General features: G+C 31.5%; 14 protein-coding genes. 4 read left to right on the forward strand and 10 right to left on the reverse strand.

Annotation, left to right across the window (positions count from 1 at the left end; all coding sequences use genetic code 11):
• The first annotated feature begins 4 nt into the window (after window positions 1-4).
• The 3 genes from AAFP94_RS09960 (at window position 5) to AAFP94_RS09970 (ending at window position 2,703) form a co-directional block, all read left to right on the forward strand.
• A complete protein-coding gene (locus tag AAFP94_RS09960) occupies window positions 5-451 on the forward strand; it encodes a FixH family protein (protein ID WP_316662537.1) in 447 nt (148 codons plus the stop codon).
• Window positions 451-1,152, forward strand: coding sequence for a sulfite exporter TauE/SafE family protein (locus tag AAFP94_RS09965; RefSeq protein WP_316662539.1), 702 nt, complete (start codon window positions 451-453; stop codon window positions 1,150-1,152). The genes AAFP94_RS09960 and AAFP94_RS09965 overlap by 1 nt, the downstream gene beginning before the upstream one ends.
• Before the next feature lie 108 nt (window positions 1,153-1,260).
• Complete coding sequence (locus AAFP94_RS09970; protein WP_316662541.1) at window positions 1,261-2,703, forward strand: pyridoxal phosphate-dependent decarboxylase family protein; 1,443 nt, start codon at window positions 1,261-1,263, stop codon at window positions 2,701-2,703.
• A gap of 19 nt (window positions 2,704-2,722) precedes the next feature.
• Here the strand turns inward: AAFP94_RS09970 and AAFP94_RS09975 are convergent, their stop codons facing one another.
• From AAFP94_RS09975 to AAFP94_RS10020, 10 genes are all read right to left on the reverse strand, one after another.
• Window positions 2,723-3,448, reverse strand: coding sequence for a sulfite exporter TauE/SafE family protein (locus AAFP94_RS09975; protein ID WP_316662542.1), 726 nt, complete (start codon window positions 3,446-3,448; stop codon window positions 2,723-2,725).
• Between the two features lie 24 nt (window positions 3,449-3,472).
• Window positions 3,473-4,255: an ABC transporter permease gene (locus tag AAFP94_RS09980; protein ID WP_316662544.1), complete on the reverse strand. Its 783-nt coding sequence runs from the start codon at window positions 4,253-4,255 to the stop codon at window positions 3,473-3,475.
• The gene (locus AAFP94_RS09985) at window positions 4,248-4,955 is read right to left on the reverse strand and encodes an ABC transporter ATP-binding protein (protein WP_316662546.1); all 708 of its coding nucleotides are present in this window, start codon (window positions 4,953-4,955) and stop codon (window positions 4,248-4,250) included. Before AAFP94_RS09985 ends, AAFP94_RS09980 begins: the two co-directional genes overlap by 8 nt.
• Window positions 4,955-6,148 (reverse strand): nitrous oxide reductase family maturation protein NosD, encoded by a 1,194-nt coding sequence (locus AAFP94_RS09990; protein ID WP_316662678.1) that lies wholly within the window; start codon window positions 6,146-6,148, stop codon window positions 4,955-4,957. Before AAFP94_RS09990 ends, AAFP94_RS09985 begins: the two co-directional genes overlap by 1 nt.
• A gap of 45 nt (window positions 6,149-6,193) precedes the next feature.
• Window positions 6,194-7,594, reverse strand: a complete 1,401-nt coding sequence (locus AAFP94_RS09995) for a nitrous oxide reductase accessory protein NosL (RefSeq protein WP_316662547.1) — start codon at window positions 7,592-7,594, stop codon at window positions 6,194-6,196.
• Between the two features lie 29 nt (window positions 7,595-7,623).
• Window positions 7,624-8,064, reverse strand: coding sequence for a nitrous oxide reductase accessory protein NosL (locus tag AAFP94_RS10000; protein ID WP_316662549.1), 441 nt, complete (start codon window positions 8,062-8,064; stop codon window positions 7,624-7,626).
• Between the two features lie 28 nt (window positions 8,065-8,092).
• Entirely contained in the window at window positions 8,093-8,692 is a 600-nt protein-coding gene (locus AAFP94_RS10005; RefSeq protein WP_409628537.1) for a hypothetical protein, read from the reverse strand.
• 114 nt (window positions 8,693-8,806) lie between these two features.
• On the reverse strand, window positions 8,807-10,777 hold the full coding sequence (gene nosZ / locus AAFP94_RS10010) for a Sec-dependent nitrous-oxide reductase (protein ID WP_316662554.1): 1,971 nt from the start codon (window positions 10,775-10,777) through the stop codon (window positions 8,807-8,809).
• Window positions 10,778-10,795: 18 nt separating this feature from the next.
• On the reverse strand, window positions 10,796-11,374 hold the full coding sequence (locus AAFP94_RS10015) for a fasciclin domain-containing protein (RefSeq protein WP_316662556.1): 579 nt from the start codon (window positions 11,372-11,374) through the stop codon (window positions 10,796-10,798).
• 6 nt (window positions 11,375-11,380) lie between these two features.
• A complete protein-coding gene (locus tag AAFP94_RS10020; RefSeq protein ID WP_316662557.1) occupies window positions 11,381-11,881 on the reverse strand; it encodes a c-type cytochrome in 501 nt (166 codons plus the stop codon).
• Window positions 11,882-12,000: 119 nt separating this feature from the next.
• Between AAFP94_RS10020 and AAFP94_RS10025 the strand changes: the two genes are divergently transcribed.
• Entirely contained in the window at window positions 12,001-12,432 is a 432-nt protein-coding gene (locus AAFP94_RS10025) for an RrF2 family transcriptional regulator (RefSeq protein WP_316662559.1), read from the forward strand.
• Window positions 12,433-12,489: the final 57 nt, after the last annotated feature.

Consider the following 12,489-nt stretch of genomic DNA (forward strand, 5'->3'; position numbering starts at 1 on the left):
CACCATGAAATTTAATTGGGGAACAGGAGTAATTATTGCATTCATAGGCTTTATAAGCTTTATCATGTACTTTGTTATAAGCATGAATACCAACAAAAAATATGATCATGATTTAGTAACAGATGATTATTACAAACAAGAATTAGAATTTCAAAATGATATTGATAAACAAAAAAACGGAAATAATTTAACCGAAAATATTACCTGGCAAAAAACCAACGAAGGTATATTATTGCATTTTCCAAAAACACTTAAAGCACAAGATATAACTGGAAAAGTGTTCCTATATAGACCATCTAATAAGCAATTAGACTTTGATATACCCTTGTCATTGTCTAACCAATATTTGCTCATACCTGACAATCGTTTATTAGATGGTCGTTGGAACATAAAAGTGGATTGGCAGTATAACGGAAAATCATATCTATACAAAAAGGAAATCGTGTATTAATGCTCTGGTCTGCACTCATATTTGGTCTTTTAGGAAGTTTGCACTGCATAGGCATGTGTGGACCAATTGCATTTATGTTACCTGTTGACAGAAACCATTCCTTAAAAAAAATAGTGCAGATTTCTGTTTATCATTTTGGAAGGCTAATATCCTATGCTATAATTGGGCTTCTCTTTGGAATAATTGGCAAGAGTCTTTATCTTTTTGGACTACAACAGCAATTATCTATTACTATTGGTATTTTAATGATAATTCTAGTGATAATTCCCGTTCATATATTTAATAAATACAACTTTTTAAAACCAGTTTATAAGGTTATTTCAAAAATTAAGTCGGCTTTAGGGAAATCATTAAAAAAGAAAACAGCAGATACATTTTTAACTATTGGTTTCTTGAATGGTTTTTTACCTTGTGGTTTGGTTTACATGGCTGTTTTTGCATCATTGGTTACTGGAAGCGCACTTCAAAGCAGTTTATATATGGTATTATTTGGTTTAGGAACTATACCATTAATGACATCTGCAATTTATCTAGGTAAATTTTTGAATACTACTATAAAACAACGTATTCAAAAGGTAATACCTGTTTTTGTAGTTGTAATTGGAATATTATTTATTTTACGTGGTTTAGGTTTAGGAATTCCATACATATCTCCTACCCCCTTTGTGGACGTGGCTTCTAGTCAAGTAAATTGTCATTAAAAGAATTGTACTGAAAATATTATTTCACCATAATAAGGTTATAATTGGCTTACTTTTCATTATTACATTGCAAACCAAATTTTAAACATATAAAAACCATTTGCACTTATGTTAAACGCACATACATTACAACTCGATAAAGAAGAAATGAAACAATTTGGCTATCAAGTAATAGATACTATTGTAGATCATTTTGATACCGAACGTTTAAAAAAACCCGTTACAACAGCGTCAAGAGAAGAAATGGAATTATTATTAAAAATTGAAGTACCTGAAAAACCTACAAACTATCAAGATGTATTGGACTTTGTGGTTAACAAAGTGTTCCCTTATAGCGATTTCTTTACACATCCAAAATCATATTCTTTTGTTCCAGGACCAAGCAATTATGTAAGTGTTATGGCCGACACATTAGCAACTGGCTATAATATTTTTTCTGGTGGTTGGGCTGGGTCACCTGCAGCTTCAGAACTTGAAATTGTAAGTATTCAATGGCTCTTAAAACTATTTAATTTTCCAGAAAAAAAAGGTGGCGGAATTTTTACCAGCGGTGGTTCTATGGCAAACTTAACTGCTTTGGTAACTGCAAGAAGACATCAATGCGGAGATGATTTTTCAAAAGCTATTATCTATATGTCAGATCAAGCACATTCTTCAAACATTAAAGCCATAAGAGTATTAGGGTTTAAAAAGGAACAAGTGCGTATTATCCCAACAGATATTGAGTTTAAAATGGCTAATAACAAACTTAAAAATGCGATTGCTAAAGACAAGCTTGAAGGGCTTAAACCTTTTTGCATTATAGCTTCGGCAGGAACAACAAATACTGGAACAGTTGACCCTTTAAATGAAATTGCAACAATTTGTAAAACAGAAAAATTATGGTTTCACATTGATGGAGCTTATGGTGGTGCAGCAATTCTATCCAAAAAAGGTAGCCAACTTTTAAAAGGAATTGAAAAGGCAGATTCCTTAACAATAGATCCTCACAAATGGTTATTTCAACCTTACGAAATGGGTTGTCTCCTTGTTAAAAATCATAAATGGTTAAGTGAAACATTTAGTGAAAAACCCGAGTATTTAAGAGATATTGAAGGCAATACATCGGAAATTAATTTTTATGATCATGGAATTCAACTTACCCGACGTTTTAGAGCATTAAAATTCTATATGTCATTGAAAACCTTTGGTTTAAATGCATTTAAAAAGGCTATTAGCTATTCTATAGATTTAACCGAAGAAGTTGAAAGCTTATTGCGTAAAAGCCCCTATTGGGAAGTAATATCACCAGCAACATTAGCTGTTATAAACTTTAGATACAATCCTATAGGCAAGTCTTATACCGAAAAAGAATTGGATTTAATAAACCAATCTATTTCCAAAAAAGTAATTGAATCTAGAGAAGCTTTACTGGTTACTACTGTACTACAAAATCAAGTAGTGTTACGTATGTGTCTTATAAACCCAAGAACAACAATAGACGATGTAAAAGAGACACTTTTGTTATGTGAATCATTTGGTGAAAAATTGGAGTTTAACGACTTAACATAATCATATAGATTGTTACTAATTAATTAAAAATTATACTTATAATTCCAATAGCTAAAATTAATATCAAAACAAAATTTCTAAATTGATCTTGAGATATTTTGTTCAAAATTTTCTTACCTATCCAAGTCCCAATAATACTCACGACTATTAAAATTGGTATAAGGTATAAATCATCCTTATGAATATAACCATTAAAATAATACACGATAGTTCTACTAAAATCAACACCTAGATCAATTACAGCAGATGTAGCAATAAATTTATTTTTATCTAGCTTAAATGCGGCCATAGTGATACCTCTTATAGCACCTCCTGTCCCTAAAAGACCTGCACTAAAGCCGGAAAGAGAACCTCCAATAATAGCATTTTTTGTTCTTGGACTTACTTTAAGTTGTTTAAAAATTAAAAACAATAAACTTAAGGTTATGAGAAAAAATCCTAGTATGTATGTTAATATAATTGGATCAAAATACTTGCTTAAAAGAGCACCTATCAAAACAAAAATAACCGCTGGAATACCTAATGAAAGTATTAATTGCTTATTCAGGCCTTTTTTAAAAAATGCAATTTTAGTGACGTTACTTGATAAATGAAACAATGCAGTTATTCCAAGAACAGATTGAAAATCGAAGAAAAAATTAGCAATTGGAACAAAAAACACAGAAGAACCAAAGCCTCCAACAGTTCCCAATATTTCAGCAATTAAGGATAAAATGACAAAAATCGGGAGATATCTAGCGAGCATTACTATTGAAAATTATTTGTTGAGTTAAAAATCTTTTTTTTGAGATTTGTAAGCAATTCTTGTGACTGGTAAAACTACCCAAACTATTAACATGACAAAGGATACCATTAGCCCAAAACCAGTACCAAAAAATTGTTTAAAAATGGCGCCTGTATACCCTAATAATGCAGAAATATCCAGTTTTAATAAGATCAATGTTCGGGATAAATCAATTGGGTTTAACATAGTTCCTACCAATGATAATTTGTCTAGTGGATAATCTTCAAAAAGTATTAATGTCATTAAGAATATTCCGTCATAAATTATGGCCAGAAACAACCACAATAATATGGCGTAACCAAAGCCTTTTATTTTATTCTCATTAGATAAAGCAATATTAAAGGCCAAAGCAGTAAATATTAAAGTAAGGAAAATTCCTGTAATGAGCAACAACGAAAAATCCCAAATTGCATTGCTTTTAAACAAACCATAAAATACAAAAGGGATACCTAGACCAAGAATTAAGCTCATAGATAACGATAATGCTACACCCAGGTACTGTCCTAAAAAAATAGAAGAACGTTGAAGTGGTTGAGCCAATAACAACTCAGTAAATTCTTTAGAATTATAATAGTACATTACTCCAAAGATCGTACCTATTAACGGTACAAGTATTATTATAACGTTCATTAACGTTATAACTGCTTTAGAAAGATCATTATTTAAAAATAGAAGTACAACACCTAACATTAAATAGAATGCAAAATATACATAACTCCATCTGCTACGCATTAAATCAAAAAAACTATATTTTAATATTTTAAGCATGATTGTCTGTTAAAATTGATGCAATTGCATGTTCAAAATCCGGCTGATTGGTTTTAGATTTCAACTCATTAATACTGCCTTTAAAATAAATTTGACCTTCAAGTATAAACACGATTTTATCAGAAACCTCTTCCACAAAACTCATAATATGAGAGGTTATTAAAATAGTTTTCCCTTTTTCCTTTTCGTTTTGAATTAATTCTTTTAGATGAATTAAGGAAATAGGATCTAGGCCAGTGGTTGGTTCGTCTAAAATTATTAGTGGACTGTCAAACATAAATGTTAATACGATATTTACTTTTTGTTTTGTTCCTCCAGAAAGATTTCCAAGTTTTTTATCTAAAAAAGGTTCTAATTTAAACAATTTAATTAACTGCAAATCATCAGAGGTTTTACCTCGTAGATCTTTTATCATTTTAATAAGTTCTTTGACTCTTAAATTACTTGGAAAATTTGCAATTTGTGGTAAATAGTCAATTTTGTGTCTGTATATTGAATTCTTTTTAATATCATCTCCATGTACAGCAATTTTACCTTTGTTAGGTATAACCATTCCAAGCATAGACTTGATTAAAGTGGTTTTTCCAGAACCATTTGGACCAAGGATAGCAAATATACCGCCTTCGGTAATTTCTAGATCAATACCACTTAACACCTGATTTTTGCCAAACGATTTATATAGATTTTGAATATTTACCATTATATTCTTTTAATTTGTGGGTTATTATCTAGTAGATTATCTGGAGTAAATACTGGAGATACTTTTTCTGAAAAATCTATAATATCGATAAACAAACTACGCAAAAGAATAATAGTTTCTGGAGTTCGATTTACAATATATGAAAACAACTTAACTGGTCTGTATGGCACATCTCCTATTCCATCTTTATTAAGGTCATATCCTGTATAATTGCTCCAGTAATTTTTATCAAAAATATTGTCATTTACTTTACTGTTATAAGATATATCAAAAGAATTATACAAAAAGTTATTCTCTAAAAAACTATTGGAATAACATGCACCACGTACTTTGATTGCCCAACCATTATTGATGAAATTGTTGTTCTTATAGACAATTCTATTAGAGCCTTCTATATTAATACCTATGGTATTTTCTTCAAATGTATTACCAATAATTTCCGCATCATTAATTTCTTTTAGAAGCATCCCGTAAGATGCTGTTCCCCAGTTTTCTTTAAATATATTATTAAGCATTTTTATTTTTTTAGAGAACATAACAGCCACGCCAGCTCCATTATTCTCAAAAGTGTTATCCTGATAAATGTCGTCATTTGAAAACATAAAATGTAGACCATATCTTAAATTTTCTGCGCTTACATTGTTTTTAATAATACAATGATCGGCAAATTCTAAATATATACCATCACGAACATGCTCTATGTAATTATGCTCTATTTCAATATGGTTACTGTACCATAACTGGATACCATTTCCAGAGTTATACTCTTCAACCGCATCACCAATTATTTTATTGTGATACACCTTACCATAACTTGACTTTTCTACATAAATACCAAAAAATAGTTTTTCTAAAACTACATTTTGAATGACAAAATTTTTACTTTTTCTTATACGTATTGCAGCATAATCTTCGGTATAACTTGTGCCTACATTTATCACAAATAATCCATCTATCGTGACATTATCTGAAACAATGGTGATGATTTCTCCTTTCAGCTCTCCATCAATTACTGGATAATTTTCACCCTTTATAACTAATGGTTTATTTATTAAAATATCATACTCTTTATAGGTTCCTTTTTTTACGATAATCGTATCAAAATCTTTAGCATTAGCTATTGCCTCTTTTATGGATGTAATAGGGCAACTTTCACAAACTTGAATAGTTTGTGAAAAAGTGCCTGGACTCATCAAGCATAGAAAGAATATGATACTATAATGTAAAAAGTGTTTCATCTACAACACATTATATTTAATACCAAAATTAAGAGATAAATCTTCATTCATTTGTATACCATTATAATTTTCATAAATAGGTGCTCCAGCTTCAATGCCAAATCGCAAATTTTTGAAACTAGATGATTGAGGGAACGCAATATTTACACCAACCAAGGCCTTTATTTTATTGCTTCCATAGTTATTAGTATTAGCAGTTGTTACCATTATAGGGTTTAGATCTGGATCCATTCCTTTTAGTTTTCCTTCAGAAACACCTAATACTCTAGCAGACGCACTAAAGTTTTTAGAAAGTTTGTATGCTCCCCAAAGATTTAATTGGTATAGATTACCAAAACGATAATCTTCACTGTTTTCTCCTGTTCTAAACGTACTTAAAAATTGTGTTCCCCAAGAGGTGTTGGTACAATTCATTTTGTATGTAGCACCTAATGTAATATCAAATGTACCACTTCCTAATTGCATTGCGTACGGCAACTTAACATCATTCATCATTGGTGTGTCATCTCTGTTTTCGATGTCTCCAATTGGAATATTTATACCTCCATTAAAATGTAAAGAAGTTTTATGATTATTAAACAAACCATACATTACACCTAACTTCATATCGCCTAATCCAGACGAACTTGTTGAAAAATCTCGTAACATTGGCATACCATTCATTATCATTCTGGCGGTTAAATCCATATCTTTTTTAACAACATTTTGCATAAGCATTAATGTAAGTTTATCTGTTGGTGCGTACATTACTCCAAACATATACATATTCATTGTCATTTCTTGTGGAGCAACCATAAAACTGTTATAAATATCGTCATTATTAATATTATCTGTTCCTGATTTATTACCATCCATAATCATATTCATGTAACGAAATGACAACATTAATCCTCCTTTTTCGTGCAAATGGTCACCCATAACACCAATTGGTGCGTGAGCGTCTGGTCTATAATGATCATGATAGCTGTGATTTATTGCTCCAAAATTTGAGTTAATAAACTTGGCTTTTAATTCTGTCCAATTAAATATCTCACCTCCTTTATCAGTTTTTAACTTATTGGCTTCGCTTTTGTCTTTAAAAGCTGAAAGATTTGCTCCCATTGGACTAGGAATGGCTTTACTTTTTAAATAAGTTGCTTGCTTTACATCTACCAATTCTCCTGATTGATAATCGGAAACTCGCAATTTAGAAAAACTAGCTTCATCTTTTTGTTTTAAATAATTAACAAGGCACTCTATAGCATCAAAATGAATAGTCTTACCATCAATTTCTTCTTCGGCTTTATGTAAATCATCTTTAACTGCCATGTTACAATAAACACAGTTATTATTATTTTGTGCTAATGCCGCATTAAAAATAAGACAAACAATTAGCGTTGAAAGTATATTTATACGTTTCATAAGTTCAAAAAAAAATAAAATAATTGGGGTTATTTGTTGTTAAAATGTGTTAAGAGTTGGTCCCAAGTGTAAAGTTTTCCTCCTTTTTCAGTCTGAATTTTTTCAGCATCCGACTTATCTTTAAAAGCAGTTAAAAAAGCACCCATTGGACTAGGTACATTTTCGCTAATTAAAAAGGTTGCTTTAGTAGCGTCTATCAAAATTTCTGGTTCAGTATAATTATTTGATAAGTATAGTTTAATTTCATTTGTGTCAAATTCTTGAATGAAATTGATCATGCATTCTGAAGCATCAAATTTATAAACTTTGCCCTTGTTAGTTACAATCTCTGCAGCATGAACTTTATCTACAATAGTCATCTTACAAAAATGACAACCATCATTGCCATAATCTATAGCTTGCGGTGATACATTACAACTGTACAACAACAGAAATAATACAATTAGTGAATAGTGTTTTAGTGTTTGCATTTTTAGTGTTTTAGTGTTTTTCTTTTTTCTACATTGCTACCGTTTTTTTATGATTTTTCTTTCCTACAAGATAGGCTATTAAACCCATTGCAATTCCTAAACCTAAAAAGTAAGCTCCTAATCTAGGATAAGAATGCGCTTTAAAGTTTAGAATGTCTTTGCTACCGAACAAAGGAGGTTGAAAGCCCATAACTGAACCATCTGGATTGGTGAATTTCATAATAGCTTTAGGATCAAGATTATGACCATAATCATGCTCCCATAAGTAGAAATCATAAAGCCCTGCACTACTTAAAACTATCATTAAAATAAACCAATATAAGAACCATTTATAGTTTCCTTTAAAAGCAATGATTAATCCTATAACAGTTGTAATAATAATACCTGCTGGGAATATTTTAAATTCAGGTATGGCGTCAGGAATATATTTCATACCAACATAATGATTCATCAAATTAATGTTTTTAATATCATGCGGATTCGCATCGGTAAAATCATTGATATGGATATACATTCCTAAAGGAGTTGGATACTGTGGAGCTTCCAAAGTGATTTTCCAAAGTGGAAATAAAAATAATCCAAGTGGTAATATTGCCGCCAACAGCATAATGATATTTGACTTTTTCATCATTTTATTTTATTTGTGATTTAATGATATTATAAAAGTAAGGCGAGAGCGAAAATAAAACTCTCGCCTTGAAATAGGAAAAATAACACTAAAACAAATTCTCCCTTGCTCCTTTTAATCAATATCTTCTCCTAAAGACCATTTTAATGGTGTATTAGCATTTGCTGCAGAAACACGCACATAACCTTGCATCTCTTGGTGCAACGCAGAACAGAAGTCTGTACAATAAAATGGCCAAACACCTTCTTGTTTTGGTTCCCAAAGGAATGTTTCGGTTTGCCCTGGCATGATTAACAGTTCAGATGTATTAGCTCCAATCATACTCACACCATGAGGCACATCATAATCTTGTTCTAAATTAGTTACATGGAAATATACCTTGTCTCCAACTCTGACACCTTCAATATTGTCAGGTGAAAAATGGCTGCGAATCGTTGTCATATAAATATGAACTATATTTCCATCACGCACAACTTTGGTATCTGCTTCACTTTTTGCAACATAAGGATGATTATTATCTTCTAAATTGAAGATCTTTTTAGATCGAGGTTTTATCAAATCTGCTGGACAACCTGCAGCATAGTGAGGTTCACCAATGGTTGGGAAATCCAATAATAATTCCATCTTATCTCCAGAAATATCATATAATTGTGCTGATTGTGTTACTTCTGGACCAGTTGGTAAATATCGGTCCTTTGTGATTTTGTTCATGGCTACAACATATTTACCCCAAGGTTTTTGTGAGTTTCCTCCAGGAATCATTAAATGACCTACTGAATAGTAGCAAGGTTGTCTGTCAACAACTTCCCAAGTTCCAACTTTCCATTTTACAACTTCAGAAGAAATAAAGAATGTAGTATAAGCATTTCCTTTATCATCAAATTCTGTATGTAAAGGTCCTAAACCTGGTTGTTCTACAACTCCCGCCAAAGAATCATCAAAATTAATTATTGGTATGCCATAAGCATCACCTGCAAATTTTTCATTTTCAATAGCAGCTAACATTTTTGTAAAAGAATGTACGGTCAAGTTGGCTGAAAGTTTACCGCTACCAACAATATACTCTCCTGTTGGATCAACGTCACAACCATGAGGAGATTTAGGTGTAGGCATCAAGTATACTGCTCCAGGAACGTCAAGAGGATTTACCGTAAGCACTTCTTTTTTCATTGTGGAAGTTGCCATATGTGTACTTTCATCATAAACATTATGAGCATAATTTGTTGGCATTATGGTACCTCCTCCATTATTTACATATTCTTCAATCTTTTTCCAGTTTACAGCTGCAATAAAATCTTTATCATTTTGTGATGCATTCACTTCCATAAGTGTACTAGCCTCTTCTGTATTATATGTTGAGAAGAAGAACCATCCATGAGATTTCCCTCTACCTGGGTGGGACAAGTCATAATCAAAACCTGGCATGATTAATTGAAACTTTATGTCCATATGCCCATGCTCTGGATCTACAGAAATAAAAGTTAATGAACCTTTAAAGTTGCCTTTATAGTCCTTAATAGGCATATCCTTTTGTGGAATAGGGACAGAAAAACGGGTTCCTGCCACTACATATTCTGTGTTTTCTGTAACAAAGGATGAACTGTGGTTACCTGCACTATTAGGAATCTCAATAATTTCTGTAGTCTCAAAAGTTGATAAATCTATTTTAGCGATACGAGGTGTATTATTACCATTTATAAATACCCAACGCCCATCAATAACACCTTCGGTTTGAGAAATGTCTGGATGGTGAGCATCATCCCATGGCACAAAACCGTGAGATGTATTTAACATTGGCTTTGTTTCTTCATTGTATCCATAAGCTTTTTCTGGATCTTGAGAAAATACGGGAATTACTTTAAACAAACGCCCTGATGGTAAGCCGTAAACAGATAACTGTCCACTAAATCCGCCGGAGATAAATGCATAAAACTCATCGTGCTCTCCTGGGGCTACGTATACTTTTTCGGCAACATTGCCAGCAAGAGCGCCAGACTTTTTATCTGATTTTCCGGAATTATTACAACTTGTAAATGCTACAAAAACACTTAATACTGTAATAGTTAATTTTAGAATATTTTTCATTTTTATTTAAATTTTTTATTAATCTTCAGTTGGTGGTAATAATACCTTATCAATAACATGAACAATACCATTGCCAGCTTTGACTGAAGCAATAATATTTGCACCTCCTATGACTGGTTTACCGTCTACTACTTCAACTTGTACATATTGATTATTTGCTTGTCCAAGTTTAGGTAGTTTAGTTAATATGTTTGTACTCAAATTACCAGGTGTAACATGATATTTCAAAATATTCGCTAAAGTTTCCTTGTTTTCAGGTTTTACAAGATTTTCTACTGTTCCTTCAGGTAAAGCTGCAAACGCAGCATCTGTTGGAGCAAAAACAGTTAGAGGTCCAACATTAACCAGTGCATTTTCTACTTGTGCAGCTTGTACTGCAGCAACAAGCGTTTTATGATCTGGAGAACCTATTGCTATTTGTAAACAATTTGGTGTAGATCCATCATCTTCAATAAAAGCTTGACCTGATCTATCTTCTGATGTAGCTTCAACAGTTTCTTCTGCTGAAGTTGTTGAGTTTTCTTTATTTTCATTTTTACATGCAAACAACATCGTTGCCAGTGCAGAAACAAAAAGTAATTGCTTAATTAGTTTCATATTCTATTATTTTAAAGTTCTAAAGTATTCCAAAACTGCTCGTGCTTCTTCTTCGGTTAAGTTCTGGTTTGCCATTGGAGATCCATTAAATTCAATCAGCAGTTCTTTAGCTAATGGATCTTTTTGAACCATTTCTTCAGGATTAAGAATCATGTTCATTACCCATTCTGGACTTCTGCGTTCAAGTATTCCTGTAGGTGCAGGACCAATAAACTTCTTATCTGGTCTATGGCATGCCGTACACATTTTTTTAAAAACATCAGCACCATGAGCTACCATAGTTTGATCAATTTCTGGTGATAGACTTAAAGATGTTATTGGACCAACTCCTTTATTCTGTAAATCTATTTTTTTAGAAGCTGGGATGTTTTCTGTTTTATCAACTACTTCTTTTGTTTCAGTTGGTTTTTGAATAGTAAATGATTCTTTCTTTTTTTCTTCTTTACCTCCACATCCCAGAAGCAAAGCAAGAAATAATACAAGTATAGGTTTTAGTGTTTTTGTCATAATTAAATATTTTTAGTTTCAGCAAAATTAAGAGCTCGGACAATAACAAAATATGATAAAAATCATATTTAAGATAAAAATATCTTTTATATATTTGAACATTATTTAATAATTATATTATGTTTTCAAATTCTGTAAAGTATGCTTTAAAGGCAGTATTGTATTTAGCAATTCATTCAAGTGAGGATAAAAAAATAATGGTAAAAGAATTGAATAAACCAATTAATGTCCCCAAAGCATATATTGCCAAATTGTTACAGGAATTATCAAAACAAAATATTATATCTTCTACGAGAGGAATAAAAGGCGGGTTTTATCTTACGAAAGAAAATTCTAAACAGAACTTAATGAATGTTATTTATGCCATTGATGGAGACTACAGAATGAAAAGCTGTATGTTGAGCTTATCACACTGCAACCAAAACAAACCTTGTCCTTTGCACCATATTGTTAGCCCAATGAGAGACAAACTTATTGAGGCTTTCAATAAAAAAACAATTAAAGAACTGTCCTTGGAAATTGAAAAAGGGATTACTTTTTTACCAATATAAATAAAATAAGAAAGACGTAAATAACCTTTACCTCTTTCTTAAACTAAAAACTAATAA

The organism is Gilvirhabdus luticola (assembly GCF_040117515.1).
GTDB classification, from domain to species: domain Bacteria; phylum Bacteroidota; class Bacteroidia; order Flavobacteriales; family Flavobacteriaceae; genus Gilvirhabdus; species Gilvirhabdus luticola.